16 protein-coding genes and 1 tRNA gene are annotated in these 15,689 nt (G+C 65.7%); 4 read left to right on the forward strand and 13 right to left on the reverse strand.

Going from position 1 to position 15,689, the window contains the following annotated elements:
* The first annotated feature begins 1,330 nt into the window (after positions 1 to 1,330).
* Complete coding sequence (locus H0B56_RS11720) at positions 1,331 to 1,813, forward strand: hypothetical protein (RefSeq protein ID WP_180893052.1); 483 nt, start codon at positions 1,331 to 1,333, stop codon at positions 1,811 to 1,813.
* Between the two features lie 151 nt (positions 1,814 to 1,964).
* Here the strand turns inward: H0B56_RS11720 and H0B56_RS11725 are convergent, their stop codons facing one another.
* Genes H0B56_RS11725 through H0B56_RS11730 form a run of 3 tightly spaced genes read right to left on the reverse strand, consistent with a single transcriptional unit; the run spans position 1,965 to position 3,199 of the window.
* Positions 1,965 to 2,531 carry a RipA family octameric membrane protein gene (locus tag H0B56_RS11725; protein WP_180893053.1) on the reverse strand — a complete coding sequence of 189 codons (567 nt, stop codon included), beginning with the start codon at positions 2,529 to 2,531 and terminating at the stop codon, positions 1,965 to 1,967.
* 1 nt (position 2,532) lies between these two features.
* Positions 2,533 to 2,913 carry a DUF7701 domain-containing protein gene (locus tag H0B56_RS23620; RefSeq protein WP_425484526.1) on the reverse strand — a complete coding sequence of 127 codons (381 nt, stop codon included), beginning with the start codon at positions 2,911 to 2,913 and terminating at the stop codon, positions 2,533 to 2,535.
* Complete coding sequence (locus H0B56_RS11730) at positions 2,819 to 3,199, reverse strand: TIR domain-containing protein (protein WP_180893054.1); 381 nt, start codon at positions 3,197 to 3,199, stop codon at positions 2,819 to 2,821. The genes H0B56_RS23620 and H0B56_RS11730 overlap by 95 nt, the downstream gene beginning before the upstream one ends.
* 223 nt (positions 3,200 to 3,422) lie before the next feature.
* Between H0B56_RS11730 and H0B56_RS11735 the strand changes: the two genes are divergently transcribed.
* Positions 3,423 to 4,253, forward strand: coding sequence for a helix-turn-helix domain-containing protein (locus H0B56_RS11735; protein ID WP_180893055.1), 831 nt, complete (start codon positions 3,423 to 3,425; stop codon positions 4,251 to 4,253).
* A gap of 217 nt (positions 4,254 to 4,470) precedes the next feature.
* Here H0B56_RS11735 and H0B56_RS11740 read toward each other — a convergent pair.
* A tRNA-Asn gene (locus tag H0B56_RS11740) sits at positions 4,471 to 4,542 on the reverse strand.
* A 140-nt stretch (positions 4,543 to 4,682) separates the two neighbouring features.
* Between H0B56_RS11740 and H0B56_RS11745 the strand changes: the two genes are divergently transcribed.
* Complete coding sequence (locus tag H0B56_RS11745) at positions 4,683 to 4,895, forward strand: hypothetical protein (protein ID WP_180893056.1); 213 nt, start codon at positions 4,683 to 4,685, stop codon at positions 4,893 to 4,895.
* Between the two features lie 6 nt (positions 4,896 to 4,901).
* Here H0B56_RS11745 and H0B56_RS11750 read toward each other — a convergent pair whose 3' ends face one another.
* The 3 genes from H0B56_RS11750 to dnaG are packed head-to-tail and all read right to left on the reverse strand — an operon-like array spanning position 4,902 to position 8,114.
* On the reverse strand, positions 4,902 to 5,663 hold the full coding sequence (locus H0B56_RS11750) for a trans-aconitate 2-methyltransferase (RefSeq protein WP_180893057.1): 762 nt from the start codon (positions 5,661 to 5,663) through the stop codon (positions 4,902 to 4,904).
* Positions 5,664 to 5,688: 25 nt separating this feature from the next.
* Positions 5,689 to 6,210: a hypothetical protein gene (locus tag H0B56_RS11755; protein ID WP_343063865.1), complete on the reverse strand. Its 522-nt coding sequence runs from the start codon at positions 6,208 to 6,210 to the stop codon at positions 5,689 to 5,691.
* A complete protein-coding gene (gene dnaG, locus H0B56_RS11760; RefSeq protein ID WP_180893058.1) occupies positions 6,207 to 8,114 on the reverse strand; it encodes a DNA primase in 1,908 nt (635 codons plus the stop codon). The genes H0B56_RS11755 and dnaG overlap by 4 nt, the downstream gene beginning before the upstream one ends.
* A gap of 111 nt (positions 8,115 to 8,225) precedes the next feature.
* Between dnaG and H0B56_RS11765 the strand changes: the two genes are divergently transcribed.
* Positions 8,226 to 9,167, forward strand: coding sequence for an RNA polymerase sigma factor SigJ (locus H0B56_RS11765; RefSeq protein WP_180893059.1), 942 nt, complete (start codon positions 8,226 to 8,228; stop codon positions 9,165 to 9,167).
* A gap of 19 nt (positions 9,168 to 9,186) precedes the next feature.
* On the opposite strand, the gene H0B56_RS11770 is transcribed toward H0B56_RS11765, so the two are convergent.
* From H0B56_RS11770 to H0B56_RS11795, 6 genes are all read right to left on the reverse strand, one after another.
* Positions 9,187 to 9,759 carry a carboxymuconolactone decarboxylase family protein gene (locus H0B56_RS11770; protein WP_180893527.1) on the reverse strand — a complete coding sequence of 191 codons (573 nt, stop codon included), beginning with the start codon at positions 9,757 to 9,759 and terminating at the stop codon, positions 9,187 to 9,189.
* A 69-nt stretch (positions 9,760 to 9,828) separates the two neighbouring features.
* Complete coding sequence (locus tag H0B56_RS11775) at positions 9,829 to 10,995, reverse strand: hypothetical protein (protein ID WP_180893060.1); 1,167 nt, start codon at positions 10,993 to 10,995, stop codon at positions 9,829 to 9,831.
* A gap of 46 nt (positions 10,996 to 11,041) precedes the next feature.
* A complete protein-coding gene (locus tag H0B56_RS11780) occupies positions 11,042 to 12,160 on the reverse strand; it encodes a serpin family protein (protein ID WP_180893061.1) in 1,119 nt (372 codons plus the stop codon).
* Entirely contained in the window at positions 12,153 to 13,427 is a 1,275-nt protein-coding gene (locus tag H0B56_RS11785) for a deoxyguanosinetriphosphate triphosphohydrolase (protein ID WP_180893062.1), read from the reverse strand. The genes H0B56_RS11780 and H0B56_RS11785 overlap by 8 nt, the downstream gene beginning before the upstream one ends.
* A gap of 110 nt (positions 13,428 to 13,537) precedes the next feature.
* Positions 13,538 to 14,161 (reverse strand): YdcF family protein, encoded by a 624-nt coding sequence (locus H0B56_RS11790; RefSeq protein WP_180893063.1) that lies wholly within the window; start codon positions 14,159 to 14,161, stop codon positions 13,538 to 13,540.
* 78 nt (positions 14,162 to 14,239) lie between these two features.
* Positions 14,240 to 15,640 (reverse strand): glycine--tRNA ligase, encoded by a 1,401-nt coding sequence (locus H0B56_RS11795; RefSeq protein ID WP_180893064.1) that lies wholly within the window; start codon positions 15,638 to 15,640, stop codon positions 14,240 to 14,242.
* Between the last annotated feature and the right edge of the window lie 49 nt (positions 15,641 to 15,689).

Genomic DNA, 15,689 nt, shown 5'->3' on the forward strand with positions numbered 1-15,689 from the left:
CCTCCCCGTGTCGGGCACTGCGGCACGCCATGTCGGGCCATTGAGCACACCGTGTCGGGTGTCGCTGCACATACCGGACAGCCAGCGCGCTACGCGCACGGCATCGCGGGTGCAGAGGGCGGCGCGACAGCGCCAGCCCCGCCTAACGAAAGTGAGTGGGTTTCCGGCAGATCCGTTCTGCCGACCCCCCGGAACGTAAGAATGCCGAGGCTTGTCACCTGGGCACCTGCTCCCCCGCTGGACTCGAACCAGTAACCCTGCGGATCTCTAACAACCCTTCCGGACACCTCGCATGCGTTCCGGTTAGGGCTATGACCTGCGTTGACGGATGTACTGACCTTCCGGTTGGTAGCGGTTGCGACCGGGTGACGGGCACCGAATTTCGACAGTTAATCGCCTCTCGACCCTGCCAACCGGTGCCCGCGGCGGGCGGGTGACCGGCACCAGGCCATGCGCCTGCATCCCCGCGTTCCTTGCCGCCTCATGGCCGCGCCGGGCGCGGTCAACCCTGTAACCGATCCCGCGTGACGGACGACATACACAGTGTGACCGTATCTACGCAAAGGGAGCAAAGCGCGGGATCGGCGCGTAGCGGGGCTGAGCGTGTCCGGCGCGGCCCTGATCATGCGGCGATCACGGGGACGGTGTCCCGCAGCGGCACCCGGTGGGTGCTTTGTCGTGTTCCGCCGGCCCCGCGCACCCGCCTGTTGGGGCGGCTTGACGACGTAGAGAAAGTCCCCACTAGCCGCCGATCTAGGAGCCCGCCCTGGTCACCAATAGCGTTGGATATAGGGGGTGCAGCTACGTGATCGAATAGATCTGCCGCAGTAACGTAACTAACTCCGTTGCACGGGCGAATCTGAGCGTAGCAGGTCAGGAAAGAAGCCAGCGAGAGGTGCGATCAGTGACTCTTATACCAGGCGCACGAGGCGTAGATGATCTACTTAAGAAACTCTTGGGACCTACGTTTGAATACTTGGGAAATCGCCTTTTGGAACACATTCAGGAGGGGAAAGCTGAAGCTAACACCACTCGGGTCGTAATGAAAGCCCTACGCAGGGCGAACTCTACAGGCGAGAATAAGCAAGCTGTTCCACCCAGGATGATCAAGGTCGTCTTGGAGGAAGCTCCATACTGTGATGATGAAGTGATGGCTGAGTATCTTGGCGGCGTTCTCGCTGCATCAAGAGGCGCTAGAAGCGATCGGAACGTTACTTACGTTGCTGCGATATCTCGGCTCTCGACCGTTAGTGTAAGTCTTCACTTTCTACTGTATCGAGCGTACACTGAACTCAGGCGCAATTCACCTGAATACTTTCACGATATAATTGTGAAATGGTCCGACCTATTTATTCCGCTATTTATCGGAAATAGTAATGCTGATATATCAGATGATTGGCTCCAGGAGGAACACGCAGAATGGTGTAGGGAAGAGTTTCTCCATGCGCAGAAGTCGCTTATACGAGAAGATTTGGCGAACCTCGACATTACATGTGCCAAGTCCTTTACGTTAGATAGATCAGAATTCAAAGATCCTGCTGTTGTATTCTCTCCCAGCGTGCTTGGTTCGCAGTTATTTGTGGCGTCTCATGGCGCAGTATCACAATCACTTGAAAAATTCATTAGAGATGAGGTGATCGGGTATGATGCTGAACTCCCGGCATTGAAGACTGCTCGTCCGTGTTCTTTTCGGGAGTCGCAGATTTTAGCTTTTGTTCGTGAGGGAGCGCCGCCAAGTGAAGCCGCGAAAATCACTGATCAAATCATTGCCGATCGAGACACAGAATCCAGCAAGGAAGATACTGGAAAATAGTGGGATGTTGAGGATTTAATTAGGTTGAAGTACCCCTGCTAATCACTAACTCGGAGGGGAAGCGCCAGCGAACGCATTGGAGTAACCTCATAGGGTACAGGCAGGGACGGAACATATCGCGCCATAACAAGGACGGTAAGGTAAGTTAGAATCAGAGTTGCTGCCATACCGTGATTGACCTTACGAGGTCAATCAACAGTGATAACGCACCGCTTCCTAAAAGTAGAGCAAGTAGCGAAGCGAAAACATGTAGAATGGTAAAAGCACGAGGCGCCCAAATTTCGCGAGATGTAAACGTTCGGTATGTCTTCGGATCGCGTCCTTCTTTCAGAGCTTTCCATTCGGCATGATAGATTGCTGCAGGGAGATGTTGTTCTATGCGGTTTATGACAGCAAACTTTCCTGAATTGAGTTGACCAAAAGAGTTTATAAGAGTGCACCATGCCCAGGATAATATTGCGCCTGTGCTTGTCAACACAAATATCCCAAGTGCTTGCAGTCGCCATTCACTGCCAGTGCTGACGATCAGGCCAATTGCGGTCAGTAGCGCTCCGTTTATTGTTAGGAAAAAGGTGTTGACGGCTTGACGACGAGAAACTAGCGATTCAGAACTCGTTATCATGATCTTATACATCTCAATTAATCGATCAAAATCGTCGTTGCTTGAAGGCTCCCCGTTAGGAAACAGTTCCCTATTGAGTGGATCCTCTGCCGACAACTCAGCGCTCCCCTGCTATTAGCCGTATCGTGTCCGCATACGGCTCGTCAGACGCAGCGATGTCACTAGGTAAGTCACTGAACGGCTTCAGAGATGGGTGGTTTGGATCACGAGAAGCCATCCATGCGACCCAAGCATTATGGACGTCTTCAGGTGTTACCGACTCACCTTTAGCTAAGAGTAGTACAGCGTAAATTCGAAACAAATCATAAGTATCGTCCGACGGCAGAGTACGTGTTGGCAACTTTCCGCGTATGACCTTTGCTAACTCGTCTATATAATTCAAATTATTCCCACGCTGAAAGCTTTCTAATGATATGATCAAAGTTCCATCGTATGACATCAAAACCTGACAAGCCATCGGGGATTCTGTGTGTGTCATTGCTGTTGATCTGAATTCCGAACATTCGATGCGCTTGGCGTTTAGTTTCCTCGATTTCCCATATAACCGCGTCAGACTTGTACGTGGTTTTTCCGACCAAGACGATAGTGCCTTTTGTTCGAGCTATTTTTTCCCGGCACTGGGTCTTCCATGAGCTATCGAAAGGATCCTTAACAGAATAGTCTATAAATTCAACATCGTTGCTCTTATCTTTCGCTTGCTGTACTAGAAAGTCACGCGCCCAGCTATCTTCCATCTCAAAACTAATGAACGCTCTTGGTGACACCTAAATCCTCCAAATAAAGTGTTGCCGCATCATGACATACCGGAATATGGCCCGATAGGCCCGAACGGGGGAACGTATGGGATAAACCAGACTTGCAGTCTAGGCTGCGCTCGCCCGCTAAACATGGCTGAGTGGACTACCTATTGGGCAAGCGTACTGTGTCGGCACTGTTGGCTAGCTGGGCACGATCTCAGGCATTGTTGAGGGCTTAATGACTTAAGCAATGTCGACCGGAAGTCGTCGATCTGTGAGAGAGTGCCTCTATGAAGGTGTACCGGTTCGGCTGACGGTCGGTGAGCGGATCGCCTGGTATCGGCGTCGACGGGGGCTGTCGCAGCGGGTGCTGGCTGACTTGATCGGCCGGACTGAGGACTGGCTGAACAAGGTTGAGAACAACCGGATCCAACTCGATCGCCTGTCGGTCATCAACGTTATCGGGCGGGAGCTGGACGTCACCCTGGGCGATCTGCTGGCCGAGCCGTCGTTGGTGGAGTGGTCGCCGGAAACGGGCCGCAAGACTGTCCCGGCACTGCGCGATGCGCTGCTGACGTATCGGCAGTTGATCCCGGGGCGTTCGGATGATCGGGAGCTTCAGTCACCGGATGCGCTGCTCACGCGGGTGAGCGCGGTGTGGGACGCCTATCAGGCCTCGCGCTTTGGCTTCATGACGGCCTTGCTGTCCGGTCTCATTGAGGATCTGGCATATGTGGTGGATCAGTACGACGGCCAGGAGAAGGTGCGGTGTCAACGACTGCTCGCGTTGACGTATCAGGCGAGTACGGCGGTGCTGACCAAGCTTGGCGAGACCGACCTGGCGTGTGTGGCCGCGCAGCGAGGCTATGATCTGGCCGAGCAAACCGAGGGGCGGGTGGTGCTGGCATCGCTGACCCGGTCGGTGTGCCATGCGCTGCTGTCAACCGGCCGCTACAACGACGCGGTGGGCCTGATCAGCGATGCACCGCGCAACCTCGGCGGACTGACCAGCGACTCCAGCCGTGCCTACGTGTCGGTGTACGGGACGATGTATCTCACCGGCGCAATGTCCGCCGCATGAGCCGACGACGGCGATCGCGGATCAGCTCGGCAACACTCGCGCGGTCGCGGAGAAGCACTATCGCAAGACGCGGGTCGCCAATCGGGCCAACGCGGACGTTCTGGAAGACATGCTCGGGAAGGCGAGGTGCCAGTGACGTTCCGCGACACCGGATCGCCCCTCGGCCCTGCCGACCCCCGGAACGTAAGAATGCCCAGGCTTGTCACCTGGGCACCTGCTCCCCCGACTGGACTCGAACCAGTAACCCTTCGGTTAACAGCCGAATGCTCTGCCATTGAGCTACGGGGGAATGGTCCCGCGCCGATCGATCTCGTCGGCAACCGCGTAACACTCTAGCGCATCGCTCACGTGGCCGTGTGGGCACCCTCGGTTCGCGGTGATGGTGAACAATGGGTGTTCACCAAGTCAACGACGAGGAGCCGTGATGCCATGACGAAGTTCCTGCTGGGAATGGCCATAGGATATGTGCTCGGCAGCCGGGCAGGGCGCGACCGCTACGAGCAGTTCGTGCGTGCCTACCGCCGGGTCGCCGACCACCCCGCCGTGCAGGGCGCGGCCGGAGTGGCTCGGGCCAAGGTCGGGGAGAAGCTCGGCGAGCGGATCCCGCTGTCGGCGCAGCGGTACCGCGACCAGCAGGCATGACGCGCGTCATACCTGCTGCGCTACGACGAAGACACGACGGAACGGGAACCAGGTGGTGCCGTCCGGCCGCTGCGGGTAGGCCTCCCGCAGGCGCGGCGCCAGTTCGGCGCGGAACGACTCCCACCGGGCGTCGTCCAGCACGGCCCTGACCGGGCGCAACGCCGTCCCGGTGATCCAGTCGAGAACCGGGTCGGCACCCTCGAGGCGCTGCAGGTATGTCGTCGACCACGCGTCGACCTCACAGCCCGCGTCGGCCAGTAGCGTGGCGTAGCCCTCCGGGCCGTGCACCGCGTCCTCCCCACGCAGCACCCCCGCCAGGTCCCCCGCCCATCGCGGCTGCTCGGCGAGCTCCCGGACGATCCGGTGGGACGGCGCGTCGAAGTTGGCCGGCACCTGCACGGCGAGCCACGCCCCCGGCGGCAGCGCCGCCATCCACTCCTCGAGCAGGCGATCGTGCCGGGGCACCCACTGCAGGACGGCGTTGCACACGACAACGTCGATGTCGCTGCTCGGTCGCCACGCGGACACGTCGCCCACCCGGGCGTCGATCCCGCGTTCCCGGGCCGCGGTAACCATCTCCGGGGCGGAGTCGATCGCCTCCACCACCGCGTGCGGCCATCGCCTGCCGAGTAGGCCGGTCAGGGTGCCCGGCCCGCACCCCAGGTCGACCACGCGCCGGGGCTCACGCGCGGCCACGCGGGCGAGCAGGTCGTGAAACGGGCGGGCCCGCAACGATGCGTAGTCGAGGTAGGTCGCCGGATCCCACATATCGCCTCCCAGTACGATCGTACTGCTAGGCCTGCTCCCCGGACAGCCGTTCGGCCGCTTCCCGCGCGATACCGGCGACGGCATCCCGGTCGGTTCCCGGCTCTGCAAGGGCCTGCAACACGACCCCACCGGTGCCCGGCACCTTGCGCTGGACGAACCACGCGCCACCGCCGGGCAGCTCCTTGTAGTAGCGGGACCGGATGGAGGCATCGACCCGCTCGCGGACCACCCTCGGCAGCTTCCCGGGACGGTCCAGCCGGACCCGTACCGGTTGCCGGTCACTGAGCAGCACGGCACCGCCGGGCCGGGCGATCTCCTCGGCCTCCACGACCGTCAGCACCGGTTCCGCCCAGGTGGCCTTGGCGACGACGTGCCACTCCACGCGCCGCGACCCGTCGCTGCCGGGCAGCCACACAGCCTGCGAGGTCGCCACGACGGGTCCCTGGTCGGACTCGCCCGACGCCAGTACGTGCTCGTCCGGGGCGAGCGTTCCGGTGAACCCCGCCGGCAACCGGTCGCCAAGGAGGCGGTGCAGCCACCCGATCACGACATCCCCCCGACAGCCTGCTCACGCAGCGCCTTACGGTACTGCTCCAGGGCGATGAGGTCACCGAACAGGGCCCGGTACTCCTCGACCTCCTCCGTGGGAGACACCCGCTGCAGTTTCGATTTCACCTCGGAGATCTGCCGCCCCACGAGCGCGGACTGCACCACAGCCAGCTCGGTGGCCACGTAGTCGGCGTCCACCTCGTCCTTGGCGTGCAGCGGCTCGACGGCGAGTTCGGAGAGTACCCGCCTGGCGGTCCCCTCCGGCGCGTGCTGCAACGCGGCGTCCAGCAGTGCGGGGCCGGTGAGGCCGCTGGCCGCACCCCCCGCCGCGAGCACCGCGCGATGCACCGCGACATAGGCCGGATGCGTGAACGCATCCTCGGACAGAGCATCGTAGGAGGGCCCGGCCAGCGCGGGCTCCTGCAACGCCGCCTTGAGGACCTCCCGCTGCGCGCGCAGGCGCGGGTCCCGGGGATCCGGGCGCGGCATGTCTGACTCGGCGTCGGCGTCGTTGTGCTGCCCCGAGCCCGCCGAACGTTGCCGTGCCTTACGGGTACCGTTACCGCCTCCTTGCGCGGTCTCCCGCACCCGGCGCACCACCATGGACTCGTCGTGCCATCCGGTCCAGAACGCGAGCTTGACCGCGTAGCCGTCCCGCTTGGCGGCATCCTTGATCTGCGCGACCAGTGGAACGGTGCGCTGCAGCGCGGCCACCTGGCCGTCCACCGAATCCAGGTCGTAGGAGCGCAGCATGCTGCGGATGGCGAACTCGAACAGCGGAACCCGCCGGGCCACGAGGTCGCGAACCGCGGCGTCGCCCTTGGCCAGTCGCAGCTCGCACGGGTCCATCGCCTCCGGGGCCACCGCGATGTAGGTCTGCGCGGCGAACGTCTGGTCCCCCTCGAACGCCTTCAGCGCCGCCTTCTGCCCCGCCTCGTCCGCGTCGAAGGTGAAGATCACCTCGCCCCGGAACGCGTCGTCGTCCATCATCAACCTGCGCAGGACCGCCATGTGATCGCTGCCGAAGGACGTCCCGGAGGACGCGACGGCGGTCGGCACGCCCGCGGCGTGCATCGCCATCACGTCCGTGTAGCCCTCGACCACCACGACCTGGTGACGTTTGGCGATCTCGCGCTTGGCCAGGTCGAGCCCGAACAGCACCTGCGACTTCTTGTAGATCGGGCTCTCGCTGGTGTTGAGGTACTTGGCCTCGATCGGGTCGTCGTCGAAGATCCGCCGGGCACCGAACCCGACGACGTCACCGCTGAGCTCCTTGATCGGCCACAGCAACCTCCTGCGGAACCGGTCAAGGGGTTTGCCGTGCCTGCTCTCCTTCGCCAGCTGCGCCTTGTACAGCTCGTCGACCTCGAAGCCCTTGCCCAGTAGATGCCTGGTGAGCTGGTCCCAACCCGCCGGCGCGTACCCGCAGCCGAACGTCTGGGCGGCCTCGCGGTCGAAACCGCGCTCCTTCAGGAACTCCCGTGCGGGTTGGGCCTCCGGGGTCATCAGCTGCTCGGCATAGAACTCCTGCGCCGCCCGGTGGGCCTCGACGAGCCGGGTGCGTGTCCCCCGGTCGCGCTGCACCGTCGTTCCCCCGCCGGTGTAGGTCAGCTGGATGCCTGCCCGGTCCGCCAGCCGCTCCACCGACTCCACGAACCCCAGGTGTTCGATCTTGGTGATGAAGGCGATGACGTCTCCGCCCTCGCCGCAACCGAAGCAGTGGAACGTCCCGTGCGAAGGGCGCACGTTCAGGGAGGGCGACTTCTCGTCGTGGAAGGGGCACAAGCCCTTCAGCGCACCGCCCCCGGCCCGGCGCAACGCGATGTACTCGCCGATGACGTCGTCGATCCGATTGCGCTCACGGACCTCCGCGATGTCGCTTTCCCGGATCAGTCCCGCCACGCCCCCGAGTGTAGTGCGCCCCCTTCGCGGACCGCGTGCGTGGTGAATGCCGCTTTCAGGTCCGTCCGTGGGACTGAAAGCGGCATTCACCACATCAGGCAGACTGGCGGGGTGACGCCTTCCGGGAACGATCTCGACGCGCTCGCCGCGGAGTTCTCCGCCCTGCGTGGCACGTTGCTGGCGACCGCGTACCGCCTGACCGGCATCCGGTCCGATGCCGAGGACGCCGTGCAGGAAGCGTGGCTACGGCTCGCCGGGCTGGACGAGGACAGCCGGAACGAGATCCGCGATCTCACGGCCTGGCTGGCCACCGTGGTCGGACGGATCTGCCTCGACCGCCTCCGCTCCGCGCATGCCCGCCGCGAGCACTACGTCGGCCAGTGGCTCCCGGAGCCGCTGGTCACCCAGCTCGACGCGCCGAAACGCACCGACCCCGTCGACGAGATCGTCCAGCGCGAGGACCTCCGGCTCGCGGCCATGGTCATCCTCGACACGCTCACCCCCGAGCAACGTGTCGCCTTCGTCCTCCACGACGCGCTGTCGCTGCCGTTCGACGAGATCGCCGCCATCCTGGAGTGCTCACCGGCAAGCGCCCGGCAGCACGCCTCCCGCGGCCGCAAGGCGCTCGCGGATGCCGACCCGCCACCGCGCTCCTCGCTCGAGGAACAGCGGCAGGTACTGGAGCGTTTCCTCGCCGCGATCCTCTCCGGCGACATCGCCACGATCACCGAGCTACTGCACCCCGACGTGGTCCTCATCGGCGACGCCGACGGCAAGGCCAGGACGGCCAGGCAGGTCATCACCGGCCCGGACAAGATCTCCCGGTTCCTGCTCGGCCTGCGCAGGCTGCACCCGGACGATGCGCTGACCGCGGCAACGTTCCTGCTGGTCAACGGCGATCTGGGACTGTACGTCCCGCCCCATCCCGGTTCCGCCGGATACCGCAGGCTCGACGCCCACCTGCAGGTGATGGCGCTACGGGACGGTCGCATCGCGGCGATCTACGACCAGGCGAACCCCGACAAGCTCGGTGCCGTTCCGCCCGCGTCGTGACGTCTGCTGCGGCGGCGCCTCACGAGCCGGGCGGCGGCAGGCGGCACGCCTCGCCGGAGGTGAAGCCCTGCGCCGGGATGCCCAGTGCCGCGTTGTTGCGCGCACGCATGTTCTCCAGGGCGATGTGGTAGGTCAGCTCCACCACTCCCCTGCGCCCGAACTCCGCTTCGAGCTCGGCGACCTGCTCGTCGGTGACGGCGACCGGGGTCTCGGTCATGGCGTCGGCGTAGGCGATGGCCAGCCGCTCCGTGCGGCTGAAGCGCGGGGAGGTCGCGTAGTCGTCGATCTGCTGCAGGCGCTCGATATCCAGGCCGTCCATGCGTTGCAGCATGGTCCCGAAATCGACGCACCACGAGCAGCCGAGCCGCACCGCGGCCCGGTACACGGCGAGCTCGCGTGCGCTGACCGGCACGGCGCGGCTGACCTTGTCCACGAGCAACTCGTGCACCGCGCCCGCCGTGAACAGTCCACCGTGGTGGGCCGTAACCGCGAACGGTTCGGGGACCGCGCCGTACCGCCTGCGCGCGAACCGGTACGCGAGCCTGCGCAGCAGCCCCGCCTCCTGCGGGGGCACAGCGGGAATCCGTGCCATCGTGGCCTCCTTCTCGTCGAGTCGGTCGGTCACCTTCACGACGGGACAGCGCGCACGGATGTGACAGCTTCAGCGCGGCGCCGGGGACGGGCGCGCCACCTCCAGGATCGCGTAGCCGGGCACTCCGCAGGCAGTAGGCCCGGAACCGTGCGGAAGACCCGCGAGCCACAACTCCCCTGTGGCGTCGACATACTCGGCGAGCTCGGGCCGAGCGTTGCGGACGACGACGTACCGGATCGAGCCGTCCGGCAGGCCAACTGCCAGCTCGAGGACGGCGAACCCCTGCCGGTTCGGCCGGTACGGCCGCGCCAGCCCCGCCGGAAGCCGCGTCCATGAACCGCGCCTGAGCAGGCGAGGCATCATCAGGATGTCGCGGACGTTGCGCAACCAGAAGCCCACGCTCGCGACTGCGACCACGAGCACCGCGGCGAGCATCATCGCCGGGCCCGACGGGGCGATCCCGGCCTCGGTCCGCAACCACACTCCCGCCTCGGTCGCGGTCACCAACCCTGCCATGTAGGTCGTCGCAACAGCCATGGAGAGCACGGTGACCACCAGGTTCCACCATGCTTGCGACCGCGCCCACCGCATGTACCCCGCGACGACCGGATCGTCCGCTGCCGTGCGGGCCGGGTCGAGCGCCGGCCGCGACACGCGCATCTGGCTGTCGCCGCGGCGAGCCCGCCGTCGCTTCCGAGCCAGCAAGGGCACGTGTATCCCGGCCAGCCGCAACCCGGCGCGCCCCTTCGAGTCGGGGCCGACCATCCACAACACTCCGGTACGACCGGCGACGTCGAACCACGGACGCAGGTTGTGATACACGCGGTACAGCCCTCGACTGCCATCGACGTCGGTGAGCTCCACGAGATACGTGCGCCGACCGCGAAATATCCGGTACACCGTAACCGGGCGCCAGGGTCGGGAGTCCATCATCGCGCTGACCGAGGACAGCATCGGCGTCCAGCGCACGAACGCCACGCCGGTCGATACGACGAGCAGCAGCGCGACCAGTGTCGAGAACACGACCAGCCAGCGCGGGGCCGGGACGGCGAGAACCAGAAGCGCACTGCTGACCACAGCGATGACGCTCAGGGTGCACATCCCACGCATCCCGCGGCGGAATACATCCATGTACATCCGCGAGTAGCCTGCCTCGGCGGCAGGCCTGTCCGTGGCCGGTGCCGGTACGTCCCGGCCGATCCCTGTAGCCGCACCCTGCTGCTGACCGCCCACCATGCGTGCCCCTCCTCCGGCCGTACGGGCGGGAGAGATTACCGGACACTCAGGACGGATCGGTCACGCGGGCGAGGAAGTACACCGCACCGGTGTCAGCGTGCCGGATCAGCAGCAGGAACGGCCGGTCGGCACGGAACTCCACGGGTTTGTCCGTCTCCATCGAGGTGAGCCGCATCATCACCGCCGTGGCGGCGGCACCTTCGAGTCCCTGCTCGTCCAGCTCGAGCACGGACTCGTGCAGCACGTCCGAGACCGTAAGGCGAGGATCGTCGGACAGCCCCGTGAGGTCGGCGGACTTGGTGAACAGCTCGCGCACCCCCAGGTCCCGCAGCGCCTCGACCAGCGAGGCGTTCAGCCTGACGGTGAGCTTCGGCATGCTCAGCGCCACCCGCCGCTTCGCGCGCCGGGTGAGCAGCTCCTCCAGCAGGTCACCGTCCAGGCTCGGCTCGGTGGTATCGAGACGCGCGTCGGGCAGCAGCACCACAGCCTCCACACCCCCGGAGGCGGGGAGCGTCACCGACTGCCACTGGCCGGCACGCGCGTACGGCAGCCGCTCCACCTGGTGCATCATCGGCACCCGGTGCGTACCGGCGGGCGCGTGGAACTCGGCGTCGCCGGTGTCGCGCTCGGCGAACGGGTGCCGCCACGCCGCCTTGAGGTAGAGCGAGTTGATCAGGCTCGCCACAGTGGACTCGTCCACGGCTCCCGCCGGGATCAGCTCCCGGATCAGGTCGCGCGTGAGGCGCGCCACGTCGGAGTTGATCGTGCGACGCGCCCCTTCGGGGTCGGTCACGAACGGCGCCGTCTCCAGCTTCGCACCGGGCCACGCCGCCAGGTCGGTCCGGAAGTCCGCGTTGAAGTCCAGCCCGTCCCAGATCCACAGCGCGTTGCACACCACGAGGGCCGGTTCCTCGCCCGAGTCCGCCACACGCAACGTGGCCGCGTCCCGCAGCAGCTCGACATGCTTGGCGATATCGGGCTCGGTCACCGACAGCAGCGCGCGCAGCTCCTCGGCGGTGGTCCCCCGCGCGGCCCGGTAGGCCATACCCAGCGCGCTGGCGACCGAGTAGGGAGAGAAGCAGGAGTCGCCACCCGGGGCGAGGCGGTGGTGCAGGTCGAGCGCGAAGGTCAGGTGGTCCCGGTAGCCAGGCCCTCGGTCAGCCATGCCGCCCAGTGTGCCAGGCATGCCACGCCGTGGCTTGCGCATCGGTCAACGAAGCCACCTGATCGATCACCACCCGCAGTCGCTCCCCGTCCCCCGAAGCGGCCTCCCAGGCAGGCAGGAACGCGCGGTCGAGCGCGCCGGGAGCGCGCCGGGACAGCACGTCGACGAGCTCGGCCAGCATCTGGCGCTGCCCCTCCTGCACGGCCAGCCGCCGCGCGTCGCTCATCACCGACCGCAGCGCCAGCGCCTTCAACAGCGCCACCTCCGCGGCGACCTGGTCGGGCACGTGTAGCGAGGCGGTATAGCGCACCAGGGGGCCGTCACCGTACACCGCCCGCGTACTCGCGACGGCCGCGGAGGCGAACCGGCCGACGAGCTCACTGGTCAGCCGTTTCAGCGCGACCTGCATGCCAAGGCTACCGTCGTAGGCGGTCTCCACGACCGAGCGCACCGTGGGCAGCTCGAGCAGGTCCACGGCTGCGGCTTCCAGCGCGGCAACGGACAGCTCGGAGAAGTGCTTGGCCGCGATCTCGGCCAGCGCCGCCCGTTCGGTCGTGTCGGTGAGCATGCGCAGCGTCAACCTGCCGGACAGCACGCCGTCCTCCACATCGTGCACCGAGTACGCGACGTCGTCGGCCCAGTCCATGATCTGCGCCTCGATACAGGCACGCCGGTCCGGCGCGCCGTCCCGCAGCCACCGGAACACCGGCATGTCATCGGGATAGACCCCGAACTTCCGCGTCCCCGGCGCGGACGGCCACGGGTACTTGGTGGCGGCGTCCAGGCACGCGCGGGTGAGGTTCAACCCGTACGAGCCCTCCTCCGCATCGAGCACCTTCGGTTCCAGCCTGGTCAGGATGCGCAGCGTCTGCGCGTTGCCCTCGTAGCCGCCGCACGCCTGCCCGGCCTCGTCGAGCGCGCGCTCCCCGTTGTGCCCGAACGGCGGGTGGCCGATGTCGTGAGCCAGCCCGGCCGTGTCGACGACGTCCGGATCGGCACCGAGGTCCTCGGCGATGCCGCGCCCGATCTGGGCCACCTCGAGGGAGTGCGTCAACCTGGTCCGGGGAACACCGCTGACCTCGGCACCCTCACCCGGGCCGACGACCTGGGTCTTACCGGCGAGCCTGCGCAGCGCCGCGGAATGGAGCACGCGTGCGCGGTCGCGGACGAACGGCTCGCGCTCGTCACGGCTCGTCGCGGTCAGCGCGCCCTTCGGCGGCTCGGCCATCAGGCGGGCACGGTCGTGCGCACCGTAGAACTCGCTCATCACCCGACAGCTTAGGGCAAGCAGACGACAGCGGTCTCCTTCTCCGGCCGCGGCCGCGCACCGTAACCGGGCACGCACACACCGCTCGCCGACCGGCGGGAGCACGCTGATCAGCCCAGGCCGGTGCCACCCAGCCGGTCAGCGGGTTCCGCGGAGATGCGGTAATACAGCAGTGCACCGGTCTCCCGGACGATATAGCGCAGCTGCGTTCGCCTGGTCTGCACCACCGGACCGGAGTGCGTCGGCGAGGTCCAGGCATCCAGGCCCAGATCGCGGGCCATCGTCCTGGCACGCAGCGAATGCCACGGGTCACTGACGACGACCACGGACTCCAGGCCACGGTCCTGCATCTCGTCAGCCGCGGCCTCGAGACTGCCGTAGGTGTCCACGCCCTCGGCGACGGCGAGCGTCGCCGAGTGGGGAACGCCCTGTTCACGGAGCCATCGCGCGCCGGCATCCGCCTCCGTGTAGGCATCCCCCGACCTGCTACCTCCGGTGGTCACCAGCAGCGGCGCGGCGCCCTCGTCGTACAGGTCCTTGGCATGCCCGAGGCGCGCCCGGAACACCGACGAGGGTGTCCCGTTGTACTGCGCGGCACCGAGCACCACGATGGCGTCGGCCCTGGTGCGGTCGTCGTCCCGTGCGACGTACCAGACCCGGAAGCCCGTCCCCGCTGTGACGAGCACCGCGATCAGCACCAGGCCGGTGAGCGCGCGCAGCACCCAGCGAAACATGCTGCTCCCGCCGGTCACCGGCCGAACACCCGTACGTTCACGCTCGCCCACTTCCTCCGCGCCACACTCTGCGCCGGGTCAACAGCCGATCAGCCGCGCGGCCAGGTAGGACTCGAGCTGGTCGATGGCCACGCGCTCCTGCGTCATGTCGTCGCGCTCGCGCACGGTGACCGCGTGATCGTCCAGCGAGTCGAAGTCCACGGTGACGCAGAACGGGGTGCCGATCTCGTCCTGCCTGCGGTACCGCTTGCCGACCGACGCCGCGTCGTCGAACTCCACGTTCCAGTGGCTGCGCAGGGTTGTGGCGATATCGCGTGCCTTGGGCGTGAGGTCGGAGTTACGGGACAGCGGCAACACCGCTACCTTCACCGGCGCGAGCCGCCGGTCGATCTTGAGGACCGCGCGCCGGTCCACGCCGCCCTTGGCGTTGGGGACCTCTTCCTCGGTGTAGGCATCGAGCAGGAACGCCATCATCGGCCGCCCCACACCGGCTGCGGGCTCCACCACGAACGGGCGGTACCGCTCACCGGTGGTCTGGTCGAAGTACGACAGGTCGACCCCGGAGTGGGTGGAGTGCGTGGTGAGGTCGAAGTCGGTGCGGTTGGCGATGCCCTCGAGCTCGCCCCATTCCTGACCGGAGCTGAACCCGAACCGGTACTCGATGTCGACGGTGCGCTTGGCGTAGTGCGACAGCTTCTCTTTCGGGTGCTCGTAGTGCCGCAGGTTGTCCTTGGTGATACCGAGTTCGGTGTACCAGCGGGTGCGCTCGTCGATCCAGTACTGGTGCCAGCCCTCGTCGTCGCCCGGCTCGACGAAGAACTCCATCTCCATCTGCTCGAACTCGCGCGTGCGGAAGATGAAGTTGCCCGGCGTGACCTCGTTACGGAAGGACTTGCCGATCTGCCCGATACCGAACGGGGGCTTGCGCCGCGCCGTGGTCACCACGTTGGAGAAGTTGACGAAGATGCCCTGGGCCGTCTCCGGCCGCAAGTAGTGCAGCCCCTCCTCCGACTCCACCGGACCGAGGTAGGTCTTGAGCAGGCCGCTGAACTCGCGGGGTTCGGTGTAAGAGCCGCGCACCCCGCAGTTCGGGCACGGCACGTCCGACAGGTCGGGCTCGCCGTCGACCGTGGCGACGTCCTTGCCGGTACGTCCGCCGTACTCCTCCGCGATCTGGTCGGAACGCCAGCGGCGGTGGCAGGACAGGCACTCCACGAGGGGGTCGACGAACGCGTCGACGTGACCGGAGGCAGCCCAGACCTGGCGCGGCAGGATCACCGAGGAATCGATGCCGACGACATCCTCGCGTCCCTGCACCATGGACTTCCACCACTGCCGCTTGATGTTGTCCTTGAGCTCGACGCCCAGCGGCCCGTAATCCCAGGCGGAACGGGTCCCGCCGTAGATCTCGCCGCAGGGAAACACGAAGCCACGGCGCTTGCACAGGTTGACGACGGTCTCAATGCGATCGGTGGGCACTCGAGGAGTCTCCGAACTTGTGTCGTGTTCCAAGGGTCTCGGTAGGTAT

Source organism: Haloechinothrix aidingensis (genome assembly GCF_013450155.1).
Taxonomy (GTDB): domain Bacteria; phylum Actinomycetota; class Actinomycetes; order Mycobacteriales; family Pseudonocardiaceae; genus Haloechinothrix; species Haloechinothrix aidingensis.

Coding starts and splice junctions, on each gene's coding strand:
- H0B56_RS23620 (WP_425484526.1), bottom strand. CDS start 2,913: ATGACACACACAGAATCCCCGATGGCTTGTCAGGTTTTGATGTCATAC.
- H0B56_RS11735 (WP_180893055.1), top strand. CDS start 3,423: ATGTCGACCGGAAGTCGTCGATCTGTGAGAGAGTGCCTCTATGAAGGT.
- H0B56_RS11745 (WP_180893056.1), top strand. CDS start 4,683: ATGACGAAGTTCCTGCTGGGAATGGCCATAGGATATGTGCTCGGCAGC.
- H0B56_RS11750 (WP_180893057.1), bottom strand. CDS start 5,663: ATGTGGGATCCGGCGACCTACCTCGACTACGCATCGTTGCGGGCCCGC.
- H0B56_RS11770 (WP_180893527.1), bottom strand. CDS start 9,759: ATGGCACGGATTCCCGCTGTGCCCCCGCAGGAGGCGGGGCTGCTGCGC.
- H0B56_RS11775 (WP_180893060.1), bottom strand. CDS start 10,995: ATGGTGGGCGGTCAGCAGCAGGGTGCGGCTACAGGGATCGGCCGGGAC.
- H0B56_RS11780 (WP_180893061.1), bottom strand. CDS start 12,160: ATGGCTGACCGAGGGCCTGGCTACCGGGACCACCTGACCTTCGCGCTC.
- H0B56_RS11785 (WP_180893062.1), bottom strand. CDS start 13,427: ATGAGCGAGTTCTACGGTGCGCACGACCGTGCCCGCCTGATGGCCGAG.
- H0B56_RS11790 (WP_180893063.1), bottom strand. CDS start 14,161: ATGTTTCGCTGGGTGCTGCGCGCGCTCACCGGCCTGGTGCTGATCGCG.